Below are 25,268 nucleotides of genomic sequence, written 5' to 3'. Positions count from 1 at the left end.
TTTTGAGATAAAAGCGAATAAATTTAACTATGGAGGAAGCAGAATGAGAATTGAAGTATTTCCGCTTGAGAAAATAAAGTTTGATGACAAAGAAATTTTACTTGGAATGAAAGCAGATAAGGTGCAGGAACTGCTTGGGAAACCGGATAGAATTTTTGAGAATTATGGTGGAGAGTCTTACAGGTATTTTTATTTTAACAGTGAGTTAGGATTGGATTTTGATAAAGACGGTAAACTGGAATTCATTGAGTTTCTTGCCGGAATTGAGGGTATTCTCAGACCGTATATCTATGGTATATCAGTTTTTGAAACAGATGCAGATGAATTGATTGAGATAATGACCGTACATGACAATGAAGTTGATGATAGCGAGGCAGACTTCTGCTATTCTTTTCTAAATTCCAGCATAGGATTGTGGCGTGAAAATGATGAAGAAAAACATTGGAATACACTTGGTATCGGTATGAAGGACTACTATAAATATGAATAATATAATACAGAATATAACTATAGAAAATAAAAAAATTGATAGAGATAAATTCTTTATGTTGGGATATTGTCCGGAGATTGAAAAACATCTGCTCTGTGTGCATATTTCATGGGTAGCAGGCTATGACAGATATTATGTATTGGATGAGGAAGATACAGAAATGTATGAAAAAGAGCCGGAAGAATTTTATAAGAAATATGAAAAAGAAATCAAGGCTGTCAGGACAAGGAAACTGATTGGCGCAGGGGCTTTGAGGGATTATGATTTTAGAAGTCTTCCTGATGAAGTATTAAAAGCTTTGGATAAATATCCGCCGTTTGAGGGATATTTCTATCAGGATGGAATACTTTATGCGAGAGTAAAGATTGAGGAGAGGTATTTTAATCTTCCGCCGATTTATGATGAAAATTGAAGGTATCTAAGTTGTAGGAAGGGGGCTTTATGTCAAACAGAAAATATCTGATGTTTATTGATGTACTAAATGATAAAACATTAATACCATATTTTGAAAAATGTATTAATGAGATACAAAAAGGAAGTATAAGAGTATCAAAAACACGTGCAGAAAAAGGATACCCGTCACATCCCTGCTTTAGAATAGATGGGAAAGAAATTCTAACCGGGGAAGTTTTGGAATATTATTTGTTTAATTTGCAGAGTACCGGATTTGTAAGTAAGCCTGCTGAGGAGTTTACCGATAAGATGAGGGTGCTATGCGGCTGGCGTTGGGACGTGGACAGGAAACTCACAGAATGGATAAATAAAATTTTGAGAGAGCCGTTTTTTTATGATGAAAATAATGATAAATTTAATCGTAAATGGGTGCTAAAACCTGAAACTATGGAGAATGTTTTATCGGAGGAATATCTTAAATATGCCTGTTTCATAGCTATATGTTTTAGAAAGTATGGAGAGAGCTACGACAGAATCTTATCGGAAGAAATTTTTTCATTTGTAACAGCACTTGGCAGCAGCTTGCCGGCAGAGATAAAGAAAAATGGCAGCGGTTTAGTACCTAAAGAGATTGCATTTGCTAAAACGGCTGACTATTCATTTGCCGCAAATGATGCCTTTGCCACTATAAAAATTACAGTTAAAACAGAAAGTGAAGCAACTTACAGTAAAATTTTTGACCATATTTGTGACTTGCTCGAATTTGGCTTTCCTAAAAGTTATGCCATTGAATTTAAAAGTCCGGAGAAAAACTATTTACCAATAAAAAAACTGCCTAAAAAAGGCATAAATCAGCTATTTGCCAATGCGGTGCTTTATCCGGAAATACATAGTAAAATAGAGAAATATGCCCGCCTCGCTATGAATGAATGTGAATGGTACAATAATTTGGATGGTGAATACTGTGCAATGCCCGGCACGTTTGCAGTATTTGCACTTGGACTGTATGACGAGAAATATCATCAGCTTGTATGCGATTATTTATCTCTTTGTGACGGAGAACACCAGAGCCTTCAGGGAGAATTTGTACTGGCTTATATTGAAAAATCCGGGTTTACGGACAAGGGACTTGAGTTATACAGGATTTGCGATAAAAATATACAGCATCTTCCTAAAAAGCTGATGTCATTGTATGAGAAATATTTGAAAGCTGTTAAAAAATCTTAATAGCATTAAACAGATTTGGAAAGGGGAAACACAAATGTATATAGCAGATAAATATTGGAACAATTATATAGGCGACACCGATGATAGTCTGACACTGGCTTCATATCTTATGTATAAGAGGCAGGAAAAAATATCTCTTGCGGAAATATTTTCGGATTTAGGTTTAGATAAGTTAAACGGTAATTTCAGACAGAATGATGAACCGATTATGGTAAGATTAAAAGATAATGAAAATAATGAGTATGATGTTGAATTTTACTATCCGATTGACATAATTACAGACCTCGCTGCAATTTTACTGGAATGCAAAAAAAGCGGAAGTGTAGATGTAAATGAACTGCTTGGAGATGACTTAAAGCCTGTAGTTATCAGTATTATAAGTACAGAGAAAGAAGAGAACATAATAAAAACTGTATTGGAAGATTTTTATACTCATCCTCTTGAATATAATTTAAGTGAAATGTGTCCGGAAGAAGATATGTTAGAGATGGCAGAAATATGCAAAGATTTGGCAAAGGAGTTATTTGAGGAATAAGATTATGAAGGCAAAATTAGACAAGATTTCTGAGTGGACATTTCCGGGATTTAAGCTGGGAAGCCTGGCATATCAGTATGCACCTGTAAACGCCAAGAATCATTTTGCAAGGGGTAAAGATGAATTTGTTATCTGGTGCAGCAATGATGGAGGCTCAAACTATGGGATTCTTTGGATAAAGGGTGAGCAGAGTACATTTATACCTTCTCCTGTACAAAAGAGAAAATGGAACAATCCTTTGTTGCTTGATGCAGGCTCCGACATTTTAATTATCGGCGGAGAAGATGGGGAAGTAATTAGATTATCTGATTTAGGAGAAATATCTAAGGTAGAAAGCAAGAATAAATGTGCAAGTGAGTATATTACAGAAATTTCCACACTTTCAGAAAATGGGAAATTTCCTGTTATCTGCAGGGTGGGTGGAGATGTTTTTGCTGCAAACAGCTTTACATTTTTTAATTATAACAATGAAACCAATACACTTTGCTGGAATAGTGACTTGACTCCTGTGTTTACAGAAGAAAAAGTAAGGAAGAGATTTATGGAATCCTTAGAAAAGGCAGGTGGTGTTTATCATAAAATGGATTTTAACTATTCTTATCCGCAGATAGGTAGCCTTATGATAAAGGATGAGGCAATTTACGCTTTCATAGAAGCTGACATAATTAACCCTTGCAGCCTGTCTCAGTTTAAGTTCTATTGGTATTTGGAAATTACTAAAGACGGAGTTTACAAAAAGAAAATTTGGGGACAAGAAAAACTGGAAAAGCTTCCGGGTAAGCAAGGTATGAGAGGGAAATTCAGTGCAGATAAAGAATATCTTATTTTATCACCTGTATTTAAGACAGACGAGTGGAAGGGAAAACAAAAATTACTTAGATTATCCGACAATGAACTTCTGGATATTACATTTCCAAGAGGTTTTACAAAATACAGGATAATGGATGTCTGGGATGACAGTGTATTTATCAGTGATGAGACGGAGAATCTTGTACTTTGTAAAATGACTGTGCAAGAGTAAACAGGAGGTAACAATGGCTATAGACGGAGTAAAGATCATAGACAGTGATGATGGTTATGATATTTATAATACCATAGTAGAAAGATATAAAGACGGAGAAAATGTAGACAAGATAATTGAAGATGTGTTAAATGATGAGAAAAATTTTTGCACGGACGGATTTTATACGGAAATTTATTGGACAGCCTTTGCTTATTCTTTGTGGAAGATAGGGCATTTACCTGAGGAAATAAAAACTAAAGCTCTTAAGATAATAGAAAAAGGCGCAGATGAGTTCTGGCTTGAAATTGACAGCAAGGCAAAAAAGCAAAGACAGAAGGTGCTTGATAAACTGGCTGTTCAGTTACAAAGCGAAAATCCGAAGCCTCTTAAAGTTCCAAAGACAAAAATAAAGAGAGAGCCGTATTTTAAGGTAGGAGATGTGCTTTCGGTTCAATTTGAAAATGAATACGGAGTAATTTTTGTTTCAGATGTTGATGTGAGTCCTCGAAAGATAGAATATCACCTTGCCTGCACAAGACTGTTACTAAAGGATAAGCCGACTATGGAGGATTTTTTTAACAGCAAAATTGCCTGCAAGATGTGTAACACAAAATATGCGCTTGATACTGACTGTTGGTTTAATCACAAGGATTTGGGGCTTTTACTTGATAAACTTCACAAAATAGGAGAGTTTGTACCGGAGGACTATGTTTTGGGGATGTTGGCACCGGCTCATACCCTGGATGATATATATGAGGAAATTACGGCTGATAAAGCAATATGGCATCTTAGGTTTAAGGATACTTATTATTTAATCAAAAATATTCACGAAACATCTTGTGAAATATAATAATCAAGCCACAAGCCCCACATTACGATATTTTGCAGATGTTTGGTTATCTCCCATAGTCACAGACCAAAAACTGTTTACCCTACTGTACTATGCAGAGCAAGAGGTCTTTAGTCTATGGTGTGAATAATTGGGGCTTATAGGTACCTTGAATGAAGCGGAAGGAATGGTAAAATAATGACATTTAAGATATGCATGATTGAAGATGATTCGGATTTGGCAAATCTCATAAAGGAACATCTTGTAAGATATGATTTTGAGGTTTTTATTTGCGAGGATTTTAAGAATATAGATAAACTTGTTGAAGAGAATAGTCCGAATCTGATTTTGCTTGACATCAACATTCCGTACTATGACGGATTTTATTGGTGCGGTGAAATCAGAAAAATAACAAAGGTTCCAATTATATTTATGTCTGCAAGGACAGAAGACTATGACCAGGTAAGGGCAATTATGAGCGGAGGAGATGACTATGTCACAAAGCCTTTTTCACATGAACTTCTGCTTGCAAAGGTGAACTCCCAGCTTAGGAGAGCTTACGGGGAATATGCAGGAAATGAGACAGCAACCGACTGTGGGGATTGCTCCTTTAACAAGCTCAGATTTACATTAAAATGCGGAGACAATCAGATTGATTTGCCAAAAAATGAGGCTATATTAATAGGTATTTTATTTGACAGTTACCCTAACGTGGTAAGCCGCGAAAAGATTTTGTCCGAAATATGGGACAGTGATATGTTTGTGGAGGAAAATACCTTAAATGTTACTGTCAGCAGGGTAAGAAAAAAGCTGAAAGATATGGGCTCAAACTTGCAGGTAATAACGGTAAGAGGTATGGGATACAAGGTGGAATATGAAGGATAAAAAAGCGTTGAAGCTGTTCATTCGGGATAATATTTCCTTATTTTTAATCATCTTTTTAACTCAGGTGATTTTCTTCGGATTTTTATTTTATATCAAAGGAATCTGGTTTGAGGAGACTGTTTACTTCAGCTTTCTGGTCTTTTTCGTACTGGTTATATTCTTTTTTGTAAGGTTCTATAAAATGGGGAGGATGTATGGGAAGCTTTTACTAAAAAGCGAACTTCTGAATGATTATCTGATAGACGAACCGAGAAGCAGGCTTGAAGAAAATTATAATCTGATGATTGAAGAAATGATAGATAATAACAATAAAAGAGAAATAATGCAAAAACAGGATAAAAAGCTGCAGAAAGTCATGGTGTACAGATTTGTGCATCAGATGAAAACTCCTGTGTCGGTGCTGAAGCTTATCTTAGAAAAGCACAGTGAAGAAGGTGAATACAAAAAAATCGGAAGAAATATAAATGCACTTGAGTATAACCTGAATCAGATGCTTGATGTATACAGGCTGGAAGAGTTTAAGAATGATTTTGTATCCGAAAAAGTAATGTTGAAAAATGTATGTAAGGACTGTATTAATGGGCTGAAAGATTATTTTATTGCTTCGCAAATCTATCCAAAACTGGATATTGATGACGATATTTATGTGTATTCGGATTCCAAATGGTTAAAACTGATTATACACCAGCTTCTTACCAATGCAATAAAATACAGTGATAACGGGCAAAGTGTGACTGTAAGAGCAGAAAAGGAAGAGGATAGAGTTGTCTTATCTGTTATTGATGAGGGTATTGGAATAGAAAATGCTGATTTAAGGAATATTTTCGAGCTGTTCTATATAGGTAAAAACGGAAGAAATAATGCCGATTCAAGCGGAATAGGTCTTTATATAGTAAAAAGAGTTACCGAATATCTGGGACATAAAACAGAAGTGGAGTCTGAAGTGGGCAAGGGTACGACAGTAAGGATTGTATTTTAGACCGAATATGCTTTAATCACCATATATCTCGGCTTAGAGAGCTGTAACTTATGGCGTTAATAATCGGAGTTGGCTATAATACGGTAAAGGAGTTGTATATCCATCAAAACTCTGTGTGTTTATAATATAGATTGGTACGGTTGTTGGTTTAAGATAAATCGGAAAATTTCCGGTAACATTACAAAATTGTAAGCTTATGTAATGTTATCGGATTTTTATTTGCGGTCTCATTTTGTAAAATGTAAGAGAAATAAGGAGATGGCACATAAATCTCTGTTTTATATAAAACCGGTTCGGATAACAAAAAAGATAATAAAATGAGGATAACCAAAGGAGGACAACATGATTTTACAAGTTTCAAATCTGGAAAAAACATATAAAGGGAGGGTATCTTTCAAGGCACTGAATAATATAAATATGGAAGTGTCGGAGGGCGAGTTCGTAGCAATAATGGGGCCTAGCGGAAGCGGAAAAAGTACATTTCTAAATACGATTTCTACAATTGATAAACCCACGGGTGGTTCCGTTTTAATCGCAGGTAAAAATCCTTACAAAATGAACGATTTACAGCTTTCAACTTTCAGAAGGGAGGAGTTAGGTTTTGTATTTCAGCAGTTCAACCTGATAAATACATTGACTGTAGGGGAAAATATTATGCTTCCTCTGACCTTATCCAATGTGCCTGTGAATGAAATGAGGAGAAAGGTAGAAGAAATCAGTGAGTTTCTGGGGATTTCTCATTTGCTCGACAAAAGGACATATGAAATCTCGGGTGGACAGGCTCAGAGAGTGGCTATAGCCAGAGCGGTAATAAATGATCCTTCAATCCTGCTTGCGGATGAGCCAACAGGAAATCTGGATTCCAAGTCCGCAAAAGATGTGATGAAACTGTTTAAGAAGTTAAACGAGACAATGAGGGTAACAATTATTATGGTGACTCATGATCCTAATATTGCATCCTACTGTGATAAAACCTACATAATAAAAGACGGTAATATTTATCAGGAAATAATTAACAGAAATGATGAAACGACATATAGAAAAGAAATCCTGAATACAATGAGTCTTCTCGGAGGTGATGAAATTGACGCTGTTTAATTTTGCATATAACAATATAACAAGAGATTTTAAGACCTATCTCTACCATTTTTTAAGCTGTGTATTTTCTGTTTTTATCTTCCTGCTGTTTTCGACACTGGCTCTGCATCCGGCATTAAAGGAAGTGGATTTGGACAGTACAATCGGGATTATTATATTTATGGCAAGTATAGTATCTATGATGTTCTCATTTGTACTTATACTTTATTCGGTGGGAAATTTTCTGAAAAACAGAAGCAGACAGTTTGCAATCCTGAATATTATCGGGGCGAGCAGAGGTCAGTTTAATAAACTGATTTTTCTTGAAAATATTATAATATCCGTATTTGCACTGATTGCGGGAATAATAACCGGCCTTATTTTTTCAAAGATTTTTCTGATGGCAGCAGAGAGAACGATAGATGGCCTGGAACTGCATTTTTATTTTCCGGTTATGGCACTGATACTTACACTGGCACTTATGGGAGGTCTGTTTTTAGCCATATCATTAATTGCTCCGATAATTTTAAGAAAGAAGAAGATAATCGATCTTCTGAAAAAAGAGGAAACTGCCGAAAAAAATCATTTTACTTGGTCTTTGGCTGCTCTTATCATCACTTTAACTCCGACAATCTACTTTTATATAAAAGAAGAGATTTTCATCTTTATTTATGTATTGCAGTTGCTGTCCGTAATAAGTGTTTCTTACTTCCTTTTTCATTTTATTTTCGGTGTTTATCATTTTATAATGAGAAAAAGCGGAAAGCTTTACAAGAAAAATAATCTGATAAAGATAAGTAATTTTAAGTATAAGATAAATACCAATATCAAGACTATGGCAGGTGCAATGATATTGTTCTGTATAACTCTCACCGCCTTTGTGTATATAGTGGGAGCGCCTATGAATATTGCCGAAGATGCGGAAAAGATAATGCCGTATTCTTATTTATATGCAAATTGGGAAAATGTGGCAGAAGGAGAAAATAAGGCTGAAATAATCAAGGAAAAACTTGCAAAGACAGATGATGTTAAGGAACTTACAATATCCTTTGTTAAACTTAAAAGTGAGCACAGAACAATAAGACATATTATTTTGTCAAATAAAATGTATAATTCTGTAGCCAATCTTCTAAACAGGGATAAAATAAAGCTTGCGGATGATGAGTATTTCCTGGTAGGAGTAGATGGCAAAGAAGAACCTAATCTGCCGGATAAATTAAGTAAAAAGCTGGCAGAAAACGGTATAGATAAAGAAAGCGGCAAGGAGAAGCGTATCATCGCAATGTCCGGCTATTTTACAAGCGTTACCGTTGTATCCGATAAAATGTACAAAGTTCTGTCAAAAGATCTGGTTAAGGACAAAATATACGCTTTTATGTTAAGTGATATTAAGTCGGGCAAGGTGAAAGATTTGGAGAGTTTAGAAAAAGCCATAGGCTTTGAAACAGGGAAAGAAACTCTGATGTCATATTCTTATTATTATGATATCGAGAATCTGACAAGGAGACTGGTTGCCTATGTTGGCAGTATCTTATGCGTATCATTTTTAATAGGAATAGCAAGTATAATCTATTCAAGGTTGTATTCTTCAGTGGATGAAGAAAGCAGAAAGTACAGTATAATGATGAAAATGGGACTGAGCAGAGAGGAGATAAAAGATATCCTGGCAAGCACCTTAAGATGGATATTGGTCGTTCCGTTTGTGACCGCTCTGGCCATATCGTGGATTGCCATCAGCCTTATCAATAAAGTCACATTGACATCTTACACAAATCTGGCCGTAGTTTGCAGTATAATTTATCTTTTCACGGAATTTATTATGTATATGATAATAAAGAAAAGATATCAGAAAAAGGTATGTGATAGCATATATTAAACCCAATTTGGGATTAAGCAATTTTGGAGAACGTTTTTAATGTTTTTTTCTGTGGCAGGTATGTGTATCTACATGACCTGCTATAGGTAGTTTGTTGAAAATCATCGAAGTGTGATATAATAGCAAATCTAATATTTAGGAGGGAAAGATATGAACAAGGCAGAGGTTTACGAGTTACTTAAAACAAAAGGAATCTGCGAAAGGAAAGCAGGGAAGACTGGTTTCAAATGAAATAGGTCTTGTATTTTTCAAGGAGTCTTTTTTAACAAGTATTATTGGTAGATTTTTATATTGCAAATAAAAAAGGAAAGCAAACTAATAAATTAGAGGATTATCTAAAAAAATTAAAACATATTGATGAAGTAGTTGTTTTGGGACATGGAATGGGTAATGTAGATAGGGAATATTTTGAACTAGCTGAACAGTATATTCGGCCGGTAAAATGGACAATCTCTGTGAGAGATGTAAATGGAATAAACAGCGTAGTGTCATTATGTAACACATACTCGCTTAGAAACAAAATACATGTTAAAACAATGGGTGAAATATTAGGAACGAATAAAAGCCTTTGATGAAATCAGAAATAGATTGTAATACATATCACAGTATGTCTGTCTGAAATCTTTTAATGATAGCCTTTATATCGTTAAAAGGTTCATAGATATCTTTTTACATACAGCCAGGAAACATAGTGTTCACTCGTTCCATGTGGAGACGGTGTGCCTGTTATCAGAAGTAAAAAAGAATAGACGATAAAAGGATTAAAATAAAGGGTGTTTCTTTGATGATTCCTAGCTTGTGAGACAGTTTCTTGATACCTATTTAATAAAAATTCCGTTTACGGCAAAAAAATTAAATGAAAGGTTGCATAATTTATTGAATTTGTTATACTATAATTAACAAAAGCGCCGTTTACGGCAAAAAAATTAAATGGAGGTAGCTATGGAAATAAATAGAGATGCATACCTTGAGAGACTTATTGTTAGAAAACACAATGGGTTTATTAAAGTAATAACCGGAATACGAAGATGCGGAAAATCATATCTCTTAAATACATTGTTTTATAATCATTTGAAAAGTGAAAATATATTAGAGGATCATATTATTAAATTTGCCTTTGATTCAGCACAAGATTTATTAAAAATAGGAGAAGATCCTATTGTTCTCGACAACGAAAAAGAAGACCGAAAAGTAGATCCTTCCAAGTTCCTTAACTGGATAATGCCACAGATAAATGGAGATGAAATGCATTATCTTTTATTGGATGAGGTGCAGAAGTTAGGAGCGTTTGAGTCAGTATTGAACGGGTTCCTTCGTAATAGTAATGTGGATGTTTATGTTACAGGTAGTAATTCTAAGTTCTTATCAAAGGACATATTGACTGAATTTGAGGGTAGAGGAGATGAGATTCATGTCCTTCCTTTATCATTCTCAGAATATTACGCATTCAAGCAAGGTGATAAAGGTGAAGCCTATGATGATTACTCTGTGTATGGTGGACTTCCGGCAGTTGCGCTCATGACAACAGAAGAACAGAAGACAAACTATTTGATTTCACAGATGAAGAATGTATATCTTAGGGATATCATTCTTAGATATTCAGTAAAGGATGAAGCCGCACTCGGTGAGGTAATGGACGTAATTGCATCGGGAATTTCTACACTAACAAATCCAAGAAAAATAGCCAAAACAATGAACTCTGTTCATGGAACGACTACTTGCGATACAACGGTTGATAAGTATATTGGTTATGCAGAGGAGGCTTTTATGCTTACCCGTGTAAAAAGATATAATGTAAAGGGAAGGAAATATATTGGTACACCGTATAAAATATATTTTGAGGATATAGGACTAAGAAATGCACGTTTAGCTTTCAGGCAAATTGAAGAGACTCATATTATGGAAAATATCATCTACAATGAATTAAGGTTTCGAGGCTACCAGGTAGATGTTGGAACAGTGGAATCAAGGGAAAAAGACGCTGACGGAGAGGAAGTACGAGTACAGAGAGAGATTGATTTTATAGCTATTTTGGGAAGTAAAAAATATTATATTCAGTCGGCTTATGCAATCCAAAATAAAGAAAAGTATGAGCAGGAAATAATGTCATTTGAACGCACTAAGGATTCTTTCAAAAAGATTATTATTGTTGAGAAGAGTATGAAACCTCGTTATGATGAGAATGGCTATTTGATGATGGGGGTAAAAGAATTTTTGCTGGATGCAAACAGTCTGCTTATCTAATTAAGCTGATTTGATACAAAAACTAAAAATATGATTTTAGTAGCTAACGAAAACCGGAGCGAGTCTGGACATTTATTAGTGAAGGCGTCACTTTGTCAATTAATTTATACATCTCGTGCAAGTATATTTTTTAGCATATGATAGATTAAATGGCAAATTTATCAGCGAAGGCGTGACTTAGTCATATAATACATATACTCGGGTACATTAGCCCTACAACTTCAAATTTATGGAGGTTTGAGAAGCTATGAGTTATGGTAACAATACATCCTGCTTAATGTATAGAATTTAACTTTGAGACCATGCAAAGAAGTAAAAAATATATCTCGAAAAAGAATTTTGAAAATATTGCATTATAATAATATTTCGGCTAATATGTAATCATAATGCAAATTAGCCGAAAGGGGTCTGTATGAGTTATATTTCAAGACATTTAGAAAAGGTTATTCTAGGGGTAACAAAGGAATACCCTGCAGTGCTTGTAACAGGGCCGAGACAGGTCGGAAAAACTACTATGCTTCAGAAGCTTATGGAAGGAACTGACAGAGCCTATGTGTCCTTGGATGATTTGAATGAAAGAAATCTTGCAAAAACTGATCCGGAATTGTTTTTGCAGTTGCACAAGCCTCCGATACTGATAGATGAGGTTCAATATGCTCCTGAATTGTTTACATATATAAAAATATATGTGGACAGGAATCAAAACATGGGGGATTTCTGGCTTACAGGTTCGCATGCATTTAAGCTGATGAATGGACTGCAGGAGTCTTTAGCGGGAAGGGTAGCAGTACTCTCGCTAACAGCTTTATCACAAAGTGAAATTTATGGAAGCGGTGGAGAACCGTTTGCTATAGATATGGAAGCATTGACGGTAAGAAGTAAAGGAAGAAAGCCTGCTAATGTCAGAGAAATATTTGACAGAATATTTAAGGGGTCAATGCCTGCTATTATGAGCGGTAAAAATAATAATAGTCAGATCTTTTATAGCAGCTATCTGTCAACCTATATCGAAAGAGATGTAAGAGAACTTTCGGATTCGATTGACTCATTAAAGTTTTTGAGATTTATAACAGCAGCAGCAGCAAGATGTGGGCAGATATTAAATATAGCTGATATTGCAAGGGATGCGGATATTAATCAAAAACAGGCAAAAGACTGGCTTGTTATTCTTGAAACCCTGGGGATTATTTTTTATTTACACCCTTATTCAAATAATATGTTAAAGCGCCTCATTAAAACTCCTAAGCTATATTTTTTTGATACAGGTATAGTATGCTACCTGACTAAATGGAGCAATGCAGAAACTTTGGAAAGTGGGGCTATGAATGGAGCAATACTTGAAAATTATGTTGTTTCTGAGATAATGAAAACATATTTAAATACTGGCAGAGAGCCGGTTATGTACTATTATCGAGATAAGGATGCTAAAGAAATTGACATTATATTAGAGCATGACGGAGTAATTAATCCTATAGAAATTAAAAAATCATCAAATCCGGGTTCGGAACTTGTTAAGGTGTTTGGTCTGTTGGACAAAGCGTCAGAGGCTCGTGACAAGGGAGCTATAATATGTATGAAGCCTGAGCTGTCTGCTATTGACAGAGAGAACTATATTGTACCGGTGTGGGTGATTTGAAATACTCTCTGATGCAGAAACAATGAGATTTATAGAGCCTGTTTTACTTATAAAAATTAGATTGTTCTTCAGTTAACAGATAATCGACTCAAAGGTAAGAGGGGGATTTTATGGATATAATTCAAGCTGTTCTTGATGGAATTGCTATAGCGGCTATATTTAACGGGACAGTAGCTGCCTTGGTACTCATTAATCCAAGATTCTTTTTTGATTCTTATCCCAAAGCTATTCAGAAGGCTGCACCCGAACAAATGACAAAACAGGAGAAGAAGATAAATGGGATATTAACAGTTGTCATTGTTGGGATTTGTTTTGTTTATTCGATTGTAAGCCTTTTGCACTCGGGAATTGTTGGCTTTTGGAATGTATTTTGGATGGGATATATTCAGTGGAGTATATTAAACCTGGGAGATTTTTTCTTGTTAGATTGTCTGTTGTTTCAGGGAAAATATAAGGATAAGATTGTAATTCCGGGGACAGAGGGACACGAAGATTATGAATTTAGTAACTGGATGAAACATTTGGCAGTTAGGGAACATTTTTTAGCCGCACCTTTTTTAATTATTCCTGTTGTATCGGTGATTCAGGCTTTGATTGTCGGATTTTTAGGAAGATAATTTGTATTATATTGTATCTAAAAAATATACCGATATTGAGGAACTGACAGTACCAATGATAAATGAGTATATAGAAAAAGTAGTAGTCCATGAAGCAACAGGGGGAAGACAAGGCAAAGACAGAAAACCACAAGTTGATGTGTACTTTAATTTTATAGGTAACTGTCAAGTCCCACAGAAAGTTGATATAGAAAAAAGGCTTAAAAATGGTATAATATATAACAGATTCAAGGTGAGATATATTAGTTGGGAGGACTAAACTATGTCAAATATATATGAGAATGTTCCTAAATTTGAAAGTGAAAAATTTTCACTTCGATTTGTAGATAAAGCTGATGTAGATGATTTATTTGAAGTTTATAGTGATAAAAATTCATTACCTTTTTTCAACAGCGATAATTGTGATGGGGATAATTTTTACTATCCAACAAAAGATAAGATGGAACAAGCTATTGATTTTTGGCTAAAATCATATCAGACAAAATGGTTCGTTCGTTGGGTTATCATTGATAAGATTTCATTAAAAGCAATTGGAACTATTGAACTGTTTAATAGAACATCAGAAGATAAGTTTAATGGAATGGGCGTACTTAGACTGGATTTGAAAAGCGAATATGAAAAAGAAGAAGTTATTAAAGAAATTTTAGAGCTTATAGTTTCGCCAACTTATGAACTATTTGATTGCGAAGAAGTTATTACTAAAGTTCCTAATTACGCCATTGAAAGAATGTCAGCTGCATCGGGTATTGGTTTTACAAAATCGGATAATTTTTTAGTAGGAACACATGATGGATATTCATATAAAGACTATTGGACAATTCATAAATAAAAAATAATAGATTAACAAAAAATATAGTTAAAATTCAAGGAAACAGTAAATCGAAAAAGGTTTACTGTTTTTTCTTTGCTTAAAAACGGAAAGGAGGACACATGGAAGAAGAAAAAAGAGAGATAAAAGCACCACGACATAAACAGTTAATTATGGATATTGGGAAGGCTTATACATTCTGTTAGTCAATCTTTGTCTATTAACTTTTTGTAATATTTTTCTAACTGTTTTACATTTACGGCTCTTTTTAAAGAATCAGCATCATTTTTGTCCGTATAAGCAAGCCATTTATTATATAACGAATGTAATATCTGCTGTCCCTCAGTTGTTAAATCATTATTTGTATATGAAAGCTTAATTATTCTTTCTTCAGAGTCCAAAGGATTTACTTTTAGAAGCTTTTTTTCATAAGCAAAACGCAGAAAAGTAATGTTTTGCTGGTACAACTTATATATTCTATCCGGATATCCCCTAAAGCTTTGAAAGAAAAAACCTATATCGATAACAAGATCTTTGGCAAAATATAGCTCATGATAAACATAGTTTATGATGTTTTTTAGTTTCTCTTTATCTTCAATATCTTTGATTTCAATAAAGTTATGATATTCCCAAGAAAATAAATTAACAACCTTAAAATCAGGAATCATATCTTCTACATTTTCAAAAGTAGGAGCATAAAGAACATAGAATTTTTCCTGATATATTACTCCAACTCGTTTTCCTGAAACAAGAACGACATACTCTCCAAAAAGAGCTTCCAGCGAAAAATTATTTATCCCTTTACACTGTTTTTCAATATATTTGGCAAAGTTTTTAGTAGTCATCTATTCTCTCCTTTTGCGGGGCTGTTCCAAAGATGATATATGATACCCTCAATAAACAAATTCAGATATTTTCATATGTTTTCCTGAAAACTATCAATATGTTCAAGATAGCCGGTAGGTAAGTTTAAAATTATTCTATCAAAAGCATTAAGTATAATCAAGTTTTGTTAACATTATCTCTCTTAACTTGTAAATATACTAAAATAAAAAATCAGATTTTATAGACTTGAGAAGTATTTCGGGAGTATGTAGGCAGTAATGATGATGTGATAGTCTGGAAAGAAAAATAAGGTGAGGAAATACCGTTTTGTACATATAAATAGTGACCTCAGGTGAGATTTGTGTTAAAATTATAAAAACATATGGTTTTAAGGCTGAATTTAATGCGGAGGATGTTTTGTGTGAAGGTATTAGTAAGTGCCTGTATATTGGGCGAAAATTGTAAATATAACGGAAAGAATAATAGAAACCGGTTGGCTATTAATCTGTTAAAAAATTATGAGATTATCCCTATTTGCCCGGAGATGCTTGCAGGTATGAAAACGCCCAGACCATGTGCGGAAATTGTTAACGGGGTCGTTACGGATGAAAATGGAAATGATGTTCATTCAGAATACATGCAAGCGGCAGAGATTGCCTTATCGAAAATTGAAAATGATGATATAGGGCTTGCTGTCCTGCAGTCAAGAAGTCCTACCTGTGGTGTGAATCAGATTTATGATGGAAGTTTTAGCGGAAAACTGATTCCCGGTATGGGATTATTTGCACAGGCATTGAAGCAAAAGGGATATAAGGTTGTCGATGTTGAATCGTTTATTGATGAATCGGGTAGCAGCTAAATCAGAATTTGTATTTCAGAAGAAAGGAATTAGGTCTGAGCATGAAATTGAGCGTTGTAAAAAATGCCTTTATAAAAACACTGCCGGTAATGGCCGGGTATCTTGTTCTTGGTATTGGTTTTGGCATCCTTTTGCAGGACGCGGGCTATGGGGTATTATGGGCATTTGCAATGAGTCTGCTTATTTATGCCGGTTCGATGCAGTATATAGGTGTAAGTCTGATCTCAGGCGGTGCATCCGTAATTATGACGATTATTACAACCATCATGGTAAATGCCCGTCATCTTATTTACAGCATATCTATGATAAGCACGTACAAAGATTCCGGCCGCTATAAGCCTTATCTGATTTTTGCCTTAACAGACGAGACGTATTCTCTTCTTTGCGAGGGAAGTGTACCGGATGAAGAGAATGCAAATCTTTACCGGTTTTTGGTTTCCCTGTTTAATCACAGTTACTGGGTGATTGGCTGTGTCTTAGGAAATCTGCTGGGTTCGGTGCTTCCGTTTTCTTCGAAGGGAATAGAATTCTCTATGACAGCGTTATTCATAACTTCTTTTGTGGAACAGTGGCTTACAGCAGATAATCATGTTCCGGCTCTCACCGGACTGCTCAGCTCATTGTTTTGTCTCCTAGTATTCGGACCGGAAATCTTTCTGATTCCTGCGATGCTGCTCATTACGCTTGTTCTGACTCTTTTAAGAGGACGCCTTCAAGGTAAAAAGGAGGTAGCCGAATGAACAGAAACTTTCATGCGGCAGCTCTTATAGCTGCAATGTCGGCTTTTACGATTCTTCTCCGTTTCCTGCCGTTTGCTGTTTTCCGAAAAAAGGTTCCGAACTATGTAATTTATCTGGGAAAAGTATTGCCTCCGGCTATTATCGGAATGCTTGTGGTGTACTGCCTGAGAAATACTGCTGTGCGGATACCGCCCTTCGGGATGCCTGAGCTGATTGCCATCACTGCAATCATCATCTTGCAGGTTAAAACACGTAAATCTCTGCCTAGCATCCTGGCCGGTACAGCAGTGTATATGCTGATTATTCGACTTATATGACAAATTTTGTCACAGAAGCAATCCAAGCCGAATGTTGTAAGCGTGGTATTCGGTTCATCAGACCGGACTCTGCTTTGGACGAAGCTTTGTTAAATGACAAAATGTGGAAAGAACTGATAGAATGAAACAGATATAAATGATACAGGTATTAAAAGATAATAAATTCTTATGACACTTGTAGTATTAAATGAAAGGACAGTAAAATGGTAAGAGCTTACCCGCTTATACTTGAAGATGTTCCGTTTAGACAACATGGTATAATAGGTATTTATCAGATAAAAGAAAGGATTGCCGTACTTCACAGTGCATTTGGCTTTGTGCCACAGGAACAGCCTGAAGACGATAAAAGGATTCCAAGTTATGTTTTGCTTGATATGTTTTCAAAGGATTTTAAGGAACACAGCAAAGCTAATTTACATTATTTTCAGGAGAAATTCTTTTCTGCCTCAGACGCTGAACTGTATGAAGATGGCGGAAGATTTATATTAAATACAAAGAAGTACAAGGGATATACGGCAACAATAGAAAAGCTTATTGAAGTTTCGGATACAGCCCTGGTTGAAATTGGACAGTCGCCGGAGCCGGTCAGGCAGATATATAATGATAGTAAAAATTATAGATTCGGGGACTTGGAAGTGTATATGTATTCTCCCTTTATTATGGCTTGCAGAGATATTCACTCGGGAGAGATTGTCTGGAAAACAAAAATAGGCGGATATTTATATACGGAAGTAAAGGAAGAAAACGGTATTATTTATTTCGGAACCGATGGCAACGGCGGCAAGTTCTTCGCACTTAATTTGCAGGATGGCAGTATAATATACAGTTACAACACAAGGGGAACTTCAAACTTTATATTTTATAAAGAATGTGTCCTGTTATCTGATGAAAAGAATAAACCGATTTTAATAAAACGAAATAATGGCAGCTTATTTAAGGAGATAGAGTTTGAAAATTATATAATAACCGTATATCAGCAGATGATTGTTGTAAATGATAATTTGTATGCTATTGCATCTAAAAAAGATACTGTTTATGCAGTATGTACAGAGCTTGCTTAAATGTAAAATAAGGCAAATTATTTAATTTACCGACCGGAATTTAAAAAAGTAGTTAAGAGGACATATTTTGAATAAAAAAATAAAGAAAAGAAAAATCATTGCCGCAATTCTTATTTTGTTTATATTTTTTCTGTGGCTGAATAATACAAGCTTATTTAGTTCACATGAAAATATAGGTTATAAGTTTTTGGCACATAGAGGGCTGGCTCAGACTTTTGATGAATCGAAGGCGGGTTGGGACAGTAATACTGCGGCTATGATTGATAAACCGATTCATAACTATATTGAAAATACAATCTCATCTATGCAGGCTGCCTTTGATTTGGGAGCAGAGGCTGTTGAGCTTGATATAAAGCTTTCCAAAGATGGGCAACTCGCGGTTTTCCATGATTCAACTTTGTTGTACCGCTGCGGAGTTGAAGGAGAGATTCAAGACTATACAATGGAAGAACTGAAAAAGATGGATGTAGGCTATGGCTATACTGCCGATGGCGGCACAACATATCCGTTAAGAGGTAAAGGCGTTGGCCTAATGCCGACATTGGATGAAGTCTTATCTATTTTCCCGGATAAAAAGTTTATTGTAGAGGTAAAAGACTGGAAAATAGAGACCTATGAGGCTTTATGGAAGAAATTATCAACTATGCCTGCAGAGAAAGTAAACCTTTTGAGCGTGGTTTGTGCTAATGATGACGGAGCGAAATATCTGAGAAGTCAGAGCTCAGAACTGAAGATAATGTCGAAAAATTCTATGATTAAAGCACTGATAAAATATGAACTGTTTGGCTGGACAGGGTATATTCCGCAGGAAATAAGAAATACGGACCTTAGAATACCCCTTACATATGCTAAGCTTTTATGGGGATGGCCATATAAATTTATGGAGAGGATGGAGAAAGCCGGCACCCGAGTGGAAATAACAGCCGATGGCTCAGGTCTTTCGGAGGGCTTTGATACAGTTGAAAGCCTGAAGTCGTCTCCGAAGAATTTCCCGGGATTTATCTGGACAAACAGAATTGATATCGTAAATCCGGCTACAGCCAAAGAATAGATATTATAAACTGAGGAGGAGAAGCAGTTGGACGAGCAGGAATTAAAACAATATTTATCGGACTTAGTTTTGACATTTGCAATAAAGATGAATGAAATAGAAACCGATATTTATCTAAAGTCAGAAGAAGATGAAGATGATAAGAAAGATTGGTTTGAGGAATATAACAAGAGGTATCGCCCTGTTTTTGAAGCTTATTGTACGGATAAAAAGCGTGTTTATGGCGGAAATCCTCACAGCTTTGGCTATCCTCCGGAATATTCAGGGATTGAATCTGCATACCAAATTAAAGTTGAACTTAAAAATGAACACAAAGCAGAAGTTATCTTTAAGACAGAAACTAAGGAATTTGGTGATACAGGCTATTTATTCGTTGTTGTTAAAAAGAAAACCGGCTGGAGAATTGACGATTATAAAAGATGGAGTAACTGGAAGAAAAAATGGGTTAACGGGATTTTGTAGATATAGGAATAAAATGTTAAAATCCCCTTACTCTGAAATTATCAAAGTAAGAGGATTTTTTCTATTAAACCCAATAGGAGTGAAAACTTTATTTACTTTTACGTCCAACTGCAAAACGCAAAAGGGATTTAGCTGTAAAGGTGAAGGTCTTTGTTTTAGAGTCATAAACAGAGTTTGATATTTTTTTAACATTACCCTTCTTGTCAATAAAATATACAGCTACATTTTCAGCTTTTTCTTTCTTTCCAAGTTTGTAAGGGATTGATATGGTTACCTTACCTTTTCCAAGCTTTGTAATCTTAGTACCGCTCTTATCTGAAATCCTCAAATCATAAACAGGATGCTTGCCTATAAGCTTTTTTGCATTATCGGAAAGCTTGGTATTATCTACATTGACTGTTTTTATCTGAATATCTGAGTCTGCCTGTCTATTAAGTGATTTTAATACATTTGTTTCAAAGCTGAGTTTAATTTTATTACTTGTAAAATCAAATGTTTTTATGCCTGATTTAATAATATTCTCAAGAGCTGATTTTGAAAAATAAGCAACATTTTTAGAAATGGCAGGCTTTATATTTTCTACCGCTTCAGACTTAACAGGAGTATTCTCTGTCTTGTTAATTTGAGTGTCATCGTTTTTTGTATTGGTAGTTTTTTCACTATTTAAATCAGTATTTGCCTTATCATTTACAGATGAAGCAGAACCACCACCGAAACCGCCACCTGCGAATCCACCGGCACCACCGCCGGCAAATCCACCGCCACCGGCTGAGCCATTGCTACTACCGGCCGAGCTATTTCCACCGACTGAGCCGCTATTATCACCGGAGTTATTATTTCCGCCGGCTGAGCCACTATTATCAGCGGAGTTATTACTACCACCAACTGAGTTGCTACCGCCATTATTGGAACTACCGCCACCGGAAACATCAGGTTTAGTAGAAGGCTTGTTATCTTTGTTGTTTTCTCCCGGTACTGCATTTACAGTAACAGGGATTTCACTTGAAGCAAGTTTAAGTCCATCAGCTTTATATCTTACATTATATTTACCGGCTGAAAGTCCTGTTACTTCATTACCCTCACAGGCGGTCCAAGTCTGTTCGCCATCTTTTTGATATTCCATCTTGCGGTTTACGTAGATTATTTTACCATTTGACTCATTTCCTATAGAATTTACAGCCTTTACACCATATGGCTCCCTGACATTTTTTGGATATATTAATTGTGTATCAGAATCCAGTATGCCACTGCCACTGCTTTTTCTAATTAAATAAATAGATGAAAGGTAAATGGTGGTAATATTTATAGGCTCGGAGGAAGTTATATCATGCCAGATACCATCTCCCAAGCTGTACTTCATACCTGCTTCAATGTTTTTAAGTATACCTTCTTTAAGTCCTGTAGCCTCAAAAACAGCTTCAGGTTTAGCTTCTTTTACCACACTTATGTTTACGGTTTTTTCATTGTTTGCAATGTTATAGCCTCTTTTACTTACCTGAACAGTAAGCTCGGTATCTGTTCTAGACATTATGTCAGTAAATGAAAGCTGATAAACTCGTGAGTTGATTTTTTCTAAGCCGGTCTTATGTACGCCATTTATTTTGATATTATCCAAAGTAAGGTTATCTATGTCTTTGTCAAAGGTCAACTCTAATTTTGTTGTAGTTCCACCTTCTGCATTTAAAGGCTTAACCTCAATTAAATTTATATTTGTTGTAGGCTGTGTCTTAATGTATCCAACCTGATAGCAGTAATGATGATAATCTCCCAAAGTATTTCTCAGGTCATTATTTTCATTAATGGTAACTGTTCTGCCTGCTATTTTCTTAATGGTATCTATAATTTCATAATCAGCAATTGTATTTGGAACAGCCACATTTACATCAACATTAGGTAAGTCAGTTGAATTAATCTGAGATTTAACTATGTTTTCAAGTTCTTCTCTGTTGTTTGCAAGAATTCCATGCTTTTTGTAAGCATAGTACAGGTATTTGCTTCCATCAGCTTCGGCTCCTCCGGCAATTGAATACCATTTTTGATGGTCTTTGCCAAGCATTGGAGTATTTATCAAAAAATGCTTATAATTTCTGTGTGAAACCCAAGGAGTATCATCCCAGGTAAGGTCGATATAATACCATTTTCCATCTAATTTCACTCTGTTCCATTCATGTAATACAGGTTTCTCGGATATATTCCATCCTATAACAGTATGTCCTTCAATGTTAAGATTACTTAAAATTTTCTGAAAAGATTGTGCATAACCCTGGCACACAGCTTTTCCTTCTATCAAAGCACCATAGGCACGTCTTACAATATGTGAATATGCATATTCTATATGGTCTATCAGATAGTCATGTACTGCCATTACCTTGTCAACATCACTTAAATGCCTGAATTTATCAGCTATTTCAACAACTTTATTTTCGAGGTCGGAGTCCATTTTGTTTTTTACATTTATAACACATCTGTACAAGGCATTCTTATATTTTGCCCATACCTCGGCAGTACCTTCAGACCTGGCAGTAATAAGTCCGTCATTGCCTACAGTACAGGCTTTATTTTCAAGGTTATAATCTTCGGCAGTATATAAAATATCTTGAGGTACTCTGACTTTTACAAACCACTCTACATTATTTATTTTAGTGCCGTACTTATCAGTAAGCTGTAACTGAAAAGTATCACCAATATTAAGACTGGTTTCGTGTTCATTAATTAAGACATCGGCAATTTCGGCTTGAGTTGTTGCCTCAAGACCGGCAATTCTGGTATTTAAATCCTGTAACTCAGTATTGGAAATATTTGCTGCAAGTACACCGGTATTTATTATATGTTGACCGGATGAAGAGGCAAATGCAGGCGCAGTGCCGGTTTGCAGAAGCAAGCCTGTAGCCAGTAAACTGCAACATATACCCTTTGCAGTAGTCATAAACAGTTGTCTTTTGGTATCTTTTAGCATTTTAACTTTTCCTTCCTATTATTTTACCCGTTAATAATTTCGGCTAAATAAATTATTTCTTTAATAGTTTTTGGTTATAAACATAATGGTTACTAAAATTTTAACTCAAATACAATTAAAACGCGTTAAGTAACCGACCTGAATACAGAGTATAACATATTTAAAAGAGTTCGTCATCAAAAAATAAAAATTTATAAAGATTTAAGAAATAACGTGAATTGCTGTAGCTTGATTTGCAAATAATGAATATTTTGAGCGCTGAATAGGAACCCCGTTATAACAAATTAAGAATCATAATCTGAATAAATAGGCAAAATGTAAATAATAATGTTATAATATAGTTGCTGATAATGAAAATGTAATTACGTAAGCGATAAATAAAGGAGCATAATAATGAAGGATTTAACATCTTTGGTATTTACAGGGGATATAGGCTTTGATAAATATATGGATGGAAAATGGGATGATGACGAGCTTATTTCTAAGGAAGTATTAGAGTTTTTACATAGTGGAAATCATGTAATAGCCAATGTAGAGGGAGCTTTGATAGATGGGGCAGGTTTGGGAGATACTACAGGTGTAGGACAGCTTCTTCACTCTATGAACCCGAAGGCGGTGAAGGTGCTTGACAGGATGAAGGCTGATATCTGGAACATTTGCAACAATCATATTATGGATGCGGGAGAGGCAGGTGTGTCTGAAACTTTAAGGCTTGCAGAGCTTCATAAGGCAAAGACCATAGGTGCAGGAAGAAATATAGAAGAGGCGGCAAAACCGCTTATTTTGGAGGAAGCAGGTGGAATAGGTTTAATAAGCGTGGGCTACAGAAGGGGCTGTAAGCCTGCTGATGTAGATAAGGCAGGCTGTTTTATGTGGCATGAAACGGAAATGATAGCTAAGAAGCTTAAAGAAGTAAAGAACAAGTGCCGCTGGTGTGTGATGGTTGTGCATGGAGGAGAGGAATTTACCTCCCTGCCGTCACCTTACACAAGGGAGAGATATCTAAAATATCTTGAGATGGGGGCGGATATAGTTGTTTCACACCATCCTCACGTTCCTATGAACTATGAAAAGGTTGGGGAGAAAATCATTTTTTATTCACTTGGAAACTTTATCTTTGATACAGACTATCAGAGAGCGCAGTTTAATACAGAGTTCGGTCTGCTTGTAAAGCTTAATTTCACAAAAGATAATTATACCTGGGAAGCTTTTGGACTGAGGATAGACAGAGAAACAGAACATATAGTAAAAGAGAAGCTTCCGAGGATATTTGAAAATGTTGAAGAAGAGGAATACAAACTTTTGGCACCTTTAGCGGCTAAAATGTTGGTGGCGGCTTATAAGAGGCAGCAGATTTACTTTAAGCCCGAATATAAAGATGCTGATGAGGAAAAATGGAAGGAAAATTTCTTCAACCCTAAGAGAAGCGGCAGGGTTGAGGGGGAAGGACTGGACTTTCAGATTATGTACCCACTGGCTGAAAAGGCAGCAGAGGGAGAATGGAAGAAGTCAAAGCTTGCGGCTGTTAAGGAGTATATCTTGGAGCAGATGTAAGGAAATTTCCGGTTGCATTTTATCATTAATAATGCTACAATTAAGTTGCGAACAATTTAATTTTAAGGAGGATACTTATTATGATAATGATGTATGGAACTGATCTCTGCCCTGACTGTGTTGCAGCCAAGAAGGCTCTTGAAGAAAACGGTATAGAGTATAAATATCTGAACATAACTGACAGCCTCGGTTCTATGAAACAGTTCTTAAAGCTCAGAGATACAAAGGATGCTTTTCAGGATGTAAGGGGCAGCGGTACAAGTATAGGAATTCCGGCACTTATTACAAGCCCTACAGAAATAACCCTTGACTGGGAAGGTTATATAAGAAGTCAGAAATAACGCTTCGGTTTAAGAGTGGGAGATACATCCTGCTCTTATTTAATTTAATAGGAAATTTCTTCAAAACTTCCTATTAAATTAAAATCTCTCCGAGGGATGCTGGATTCGCGGTAAGGAAGTTTGCCTTGCTGCACCGCTCGCGCGCGAAGTGTGTGTATGCACGCACTCTTTTACTTTTGACACTTGTATCATAAAATGCTACTATAATATTAGTTAGAACTAACCAAAGTCAGAAAGAACAAGATGTTTCGTGAATAAACGGATTTAATTTTTAATAGATAGTGTCAACTGACATATGAAAAAACGTTAGTAAGAAAAAAAGCACTTTTGCACCTTGAAAACTGTAGATATTTTAGGTTGTGTTAACAGCACGCCACCCTTGACAGCACAACAAGAACTGCTGGAAGGTCGTTACCGACGGCGAAGATGATGAGAACAGTTAGTACTTCTCCGTCGCTTACAGCAGTGTAGCAGTTCTTTTATGAGCCATCAAGGGCAAGCCG

25 protein-coding genes and 1 pseudogene are annotated in these 25,268 nt (G+C 35.6%); 24 read left to right on the top strand and 2 right to left on the bottom strand.

Annotation, left to right across the window (positions count from 1 at the left end; genetic code table 11):
• The first annotated feature begins 43 nt into the window (after positions 1-43).
• From GCWU000282_RS15555 to GCWU000282_RS15480, 16 genes and pseudogenes are all read left to right on the top strand, one after another.
• A complete protein-coding gene (locus GCWU000282_RS15555; protein WP_023356163.1) occupies positions 44-490 on the top strand; it encodes a hypothetical protein in 447 nt (148 codons plus the stop codon).
• Entirely contained in the window at positions 483-902 is a 420-nt protein-coding gene (locus GCWU000282_RS15550; protein ID WP_023356162.1) for a hypothetical protein, read from the top strand. The genes GCWU000282_RS15555 and GCWU000282_RS15550 overlap by 8 nt, the downstream gene beginning before the upstream one ends.
• A 29-nt stretch (positions 903-931) precedes the next feature.
• Positions 932-2,110 carry a DUF6138 family protein gene (locus tag GCWU000282_RS15545; protein ID WP_035041478.1) on the top strand — a complete coding sequence of 393 codons (1,179 nt, stop codon included), beginning with the start codon at positions 932-934 and terminating at the stop codon, positions 2,108-2,110.
• A gap of 34 nt (positions 2,111-2,144) precedes the next feature.
• Positions 2,145-2,645, top strand: coding sequence for an imm68 putative immunity domain-containing protein (locus GCWU000282_RS15540; RefSeq protein WP_023356160.1), 501 nt, complete (start codon positions 2,145-2,147; stop codon positions 2,643-2,645).
• A gap of 4 nt (positions 2,646-2,649) precedes the next feature.
• A complete protein-coding gene (locus tag GCWU000282_RS15535) occupies positions 2,650-3,666 on the top strand; it encodes a hypothetical protein (RefSeq protein ID WP_023356159.1) in 1,017 nt (338 codons plus the stop codon).
• A 13-nt stretch (positions 3,667-3,679) separates the two neighbouring features.
• Positions 3,680-4,498: a hypothetical protein gene (locus GCWU000282_RS15530; protein WP_023356158.1), complete on the top strand. Its 819-nt coding sequence runs from the start codon at positions 3,680-3,682 to the stop codon at positions 4,496-4,498.
• A gap of 177 nt (positions 4,499-4,675) precedes the next feature.
• Positions 4,676-5,362, top strand: a complete 687-nt coding sequence (locus GCWU000282_RS15525) for a response regulator transcription factor (RefSeq protein WP_035041477.1) — start codon at positions 4,676-4,678, stop codon at positions 5,360-5,362.
• The gene (locus GCWU000282_RS15520) at positions 5,352-6,341 is read left to right on the top strand and encodes a sensor histidine kinase (protein ID WP_023356156.1); all 990 of its coding nucleotides are present in this window, start codon (positions 5,352-5,354) and stop codon (positions 6,339-6,341) included. The genes GCWU000282_RS15525 and GCWU000282_RS15520 overlap by 11 nt, the downstream gene beginning before the upstream one ends.
• 342 nt (positions 6,342-6,683) lie before the next feature.
• Complete coding sequence (locus tag GCWU000282_RS15515) at positions 6,684-7,439, top strand: ABC transporter ATP-binding protein (RefSeq protein ID WP_023356154.1); 756 nt, start codon at positions 6,684-6,686, stop codon at positions 7,437-7,439.
• A complete protein-coding gene (locus tag GCWU000282_RS15510; RefSeq protein WP_023356153.1) occupies positions 7,420-9,294 on the top strand; it encodes an FtsX-like permease family protein in 1,875 nt (624 codons plus the stop codon). Before GCWU000282_RS15515 ends, GCWU000282_RS15510 begins: the two co-directional genes overlap by 20 nt.
• Before the next feature lie 275 nt (positions 9,295-9,569).
• A complete protein-coding gene (locus tag GCWU000282_RS15505; protein WP_023356152.1) occupies positions 9,570-9,866 on the top strand; it encodes an AbiH family protein in 297 nt (98 codons plus the stop codon).
• A 370-nt stretch (positions 9,867-10,236) separates the two neighbouring features.
• Positions 10,237-11,538 (top strand): ATP-binding protein, encoded by a 1,302-nt coding sequence (locus GCWU000282_RS15500; RefSeq protein WP_035041476.1) that lies wholly within the window; start codon positions 10,237-10,239, stop codon positions 11,536-11,538.
• 412 nt (positions 11,539-11,950) lie between these two features.
• Positions 11,951-13,174, top strand: a complete 1,224-nt coding sequence (locus GCWU000282_RS15495) for an ATP-binding protein (RefSeq protein WP_023356150.1) — start codon at positions 11,951-11,953, stop codon at positions 13,172-13,174.
• 110 nt (positions 13,175-13,284) lie between these two features.
• Positions 13,285-13,791 (top strand): hypothetical protein, encoded by a 507-nt coding sequence (locus GCWU000282_RS15490; protein WP_023356149.1) that lies wholly within the window; start codon positions 13,285-13,287, stop codon positions 13,789-13,791.
• A 19-nt stretch (positions 13,792-13,810) separates the two neighbouring features.
• Positions 13,811-14,050: pseudogene (locus GCWU000282_RS17245) on the top strand (DUF4368 domain-containing protein); the annotation flags it as partial.
• A 3-nt stretch (positions 14,051-14,053) separates the two neighbouring features.
• The gene (locus tag GCWU000282_RS15480) at positions 14,054-14,620 is read left to right on the top strand and encodes a GNAT family N-acetyltransferase (RefSeq protein WP_023356147.1); all 567 of its coding nucleotides are present in this window, start codon (positions 14,054-14,056) and stop codon (positions 14,618-14,620) included.
• A 185-nt stretch (positions 14,621-14,805) separates the two neighbouring features.
• Here GCWU000282_RS15480 and GCWU000282_RS15475 read toward each other — a convergent pair whose 3' ends face one another.
• The gene (locus GCWU000282_RS15475) at positions 14,806-15,444 is read right to left on the bottom strand and encodes a hypothetical protein (protein WP_023356146.1); all 639 of its coding nucleotides are present in this window, start codon (positions 15,442-15,444) and stop codon (positions 14,806-14,808) included.
• A 401-nt stretch (positions 15,445-15,845) separates the two neighbouring features.
• On the opposite strand from GCWU000282_RS15475, the gene GCWU000282_RS15470 reads away from it, so the two are divergent.
• The 6 genes from GCWU000282_RS15470 to GCWU000282_RS15445 all read left to right on the top strand — a co-directional run bounded on the left by GCWU000282_RS15470 (position 15,846) and on the right by GCWU000282_RS15445 (position 19,914).
• Positions 15,846-16,283: a DUF523 domain-containing protein gene (locus GCWU000282_RS15470; RefSeq protein ID WP_035041475.1), complete on the top strand. Its 438-nt coding sequence runs from the start codon at positions 15,846-15,848 to the stop codon at positions 16,281-16,283.
• A gap of 41 nt (positions 16,284-16,324) precedes the next feature.
• On the top strand, positions 16,325-17,023 hold the full coding sequence (locus GCWU000282_RS15465) for an AzlC family ABC transporter permease (RefSeq protein WP_023356144.1): 699 nt from the start codon (positions 16,325-16,327) through the stop codon (positions 17,021-17,023).
• Positions 17,020-17,340 (top strand): branched-chain amino acid transporter permease, encoded by a 321-nt coding sequence (locus GCWU000282_RS15460; protein ID WP_023356143.1) that lies wholly within the window; start codon positions 17,020-17,022, stop codon positions 17,338-17,340. Before GCWU000282_RS15465 ends, GCWU000282_RS15460 begins: the two co-directional genes overlap by 4 nt.
• 203 nt (positions 17,341-17,543) lie before the next feature.
• The gene (locus GCWU000282_RS15455; protein ID WP_023356141.1) at positions 17,544-18,401 is read left to right on the top strand and encodes a PQQ-binding-like beta-propeller repeat protein; all 858 of its coding nucleotides are present in this window, start codon (positions 17,544-17,546) and stop codon (positions 18,399-18,401) included.
• 67 nt (positions 18,402-18,468) lie between these two features.
• Positions 18,469-19,452 carry a glycerophosphodiester phosphodiesterase family protein gene (locus tag GCWU000282_RS15450; RefSeq protein ID WP_023356140.1) on the top strand — a complete coding sequence of 328 codons (984 nt, stop codon included), beginning with the start codon at positions 18,469-18,471 and terminating at the stop codon, positions 19,450-19,452.
• Between the two features lie 27 nt (positions 19,453-19,479).
• Positions 19,480-19,914, top strand: coding sequence for an NTF2 fold immunity protein (locus GCWU000282_RS15445; protein ID WP_023356139.1), 435 nt, complete (start codon positions 19,480-19,482; stop codon positions 19,912-19,914).
• Positions 19,915-20,002: 88 nt separating this feature from the next.
• On the opposite strand, the gene GCWU000282_RS15440 is transcribed toward GCWU000282_RS15445, so the two are convergent.
• Entirely contained in the window at positions 20,003-22,870 is a 2,868-nt protein-coding gene (locus GCWU000282_RS15440) for a transglutaminase domain-containing protein (protein WP_023356138.1), read from the bottom strand.
• 393 nt (positions 22,871-23,263) lie between these two features.
• Here GCWU000282_RS15440 and GCWU000282_RS15435 point away from each other — a divergent pair, with 393 nt between their 5' ends.
• Both GCWU000282_RS15435 and GCWU000282_RS15430 read left to right on the top strand, forming a co-directional pair.
• Complete coding sequence (locus tag GCWU000282_RS15435; RefSeq protein WP_023356137.1) at positions 23,264-24,424, top strand: CapA family protein; 1,161 nt, start codon at positions 23,264-23,266, stop codon at positions 24,422-24,424.
• Positions 24,425-24,504: 80 nt separating this feature from the next.
• On the top strand, positions 24,505-24,765 hold the full coding sequence (locus tag GCWU000282_RS15430) for a glutaredoxin domain-containing protein (protein WP_023356136.1): 261 nt from the start codon (positions 24,505-24,507) through the stop codon (positions 24,763-24,765).
• Positions 24,766-25,268: the final 503 nt, after the last annotated feature.

The organism is Catonella morbi ATCC 51271 (genome assembly GCF_000160035.2).
GTDB classification, from domain to species: Bacteria; Bacillota; Clostridia; order Lachnospirales; family Lachnospiraceae; genus Catonella; species Catonella morbi.
The sequence above is the reverse complement of the archived record's forward strand: the minus strand, read 5'-3'. Positions and strand labels throughout refer to the sequence as shown.

Coding starts and splice junctions, on each gene's coding strand:
- GCWU000282_RS15555 (WP_023356163.1), top strand. CDS start 44: ATGAGAATTGAAGTATTTCCGCTTGAGAAAATAAAGTTTGATGACAAA.
- GCWU000282_RS15550 (WP_023356162.1), top strand. CDS start 483: ATGAATAATATAATACAGAATATAACTATAGAAAATAAAAAAATTGAT.
- GCWU000282_RS15545 (WP_035041478.1), top strand. CDS start 932: ATGTCAAACAGAAAATATCTGATGTTTATTGATGTACTAAATGATAAA.
- GCWU000282_RS15540 (WP_023356160.1), top strand. CDS start 2,145: ATGTATATAGCAGATAAATATTGGAACAATTATATAGGCGACACCGAT.
- GCWU000282_RS15535 (WP_023356159.1), top strand. CDS start 2,650: ATGAAGGCAAAATTAGACAAGATTTCTGAGTGGACATTTCCGGGATTT.
- GCWU000282_RS15530 (WP_023356158.1), top strand. CDS start 3,680: ATGGCTATAGACGGAGTAAAGATCATAGACAGTGATGATGGTTATGAT.
- GCWU000282_RS15525 (WP_035041477.1), top strand. CDS start 4,676: ATGACATTTAAGATATGCATGATTGAAGATGATTCGGATTTGGCAAAT.
- GCWU000282_RS15520 (WP_023356156.1), top strand. CDS start 5,352: ATGAAGGATAAAAAAGCGTTGAAGCTGTTCATTCGGGATAATATTTCC.
- GCWU000282_RS15515 (WP_023356154.1), top strand. CDS start 6,684: ATGATTTTACAAGTTTCAAATCTGGAAAAAACATATAAAGGGAGGGTA.
- GCWU000282_RS15510 (WP_023356153.1), top strand. CDS start 7,420: ATGAAATTGACGCTGTTTAATTTTGCATATAACAATATAACAAGAGAT.
- GCWU000282_RS15500 (WP_035041476.1), top strand. CDS start 10,237: ATGGAAATAAATAGAGATGCATACCTTGAGAGACTTATTGTTAGAAAA.
- GCWU000282_RS15495 (WP_023356150.1), top strand. CDS start 11,951: ATGAGTTATATTTCAAGACATTTAGAAAAGGTTATTCTAGGGGTAACA.
- GCWU000282_RS15490 (WP_023356149.1), top strand. CDS start 13,285: ATGGATATAATTCAAGCTGTTCTTGATGGAATTGCTATAGCGGCTATA.
- GCWU000282_RS15480 (WP_023356147.1), top strand. CDS start 14,054: ATGTCAAATATATATGAGAATGTTCCTAAATTTGAAAGTGAAAAATTT.
- GCWU000282_RS15475 (WP_023356146.1), bottom strand. CDS start 15,444: ATGACTACTAAAAACTTTGCCAAATATATTGAAAAACAGTGTAAAGGG.
- GCWU000282_RS15465 (WP_023356144.1), top strand. CDS start 16,325: ATGAAATTGAGCGTTGTAAAAAATGCCTTTATAAAAACACTGCCGGTA.
- GCWU000282_RS15460 (WP_023356143.1), top strand. CDS start 17,020: ATGAACAGAAACTTTCATGCGGCAGCTCTTATAGCTGCAATGTCGGCT.
- GCWU000282_RS15455 (WP_023356141.1), top strand. CDS start 17,544: ATGGTAAGAGCTTACCCGCTTATACTTGAAGATGTTCCGTTTAGACAA.
- GCWU000282_RS15440 (WP_023356138.1), bottom strand. CDS start 22,870: ATGCTAAAAGATACCAAAAGACAACTGTTTATGACTACTGCAAAGGGT.
- GCWU000282_RS15435 (WP_023356137.1), top strand. CDS start 23,264: ATGAAGGATTTAACATCTTTGGTATTTACAGGGGATATAGGCTTTGAT.
- GCWU000282_RS15430 (WP_023356136.1), top strand. CDS start 24,505: ATGATAATGATGTATGGAACTGATCTCTGCCCTGACTGTGTTGCAGCC.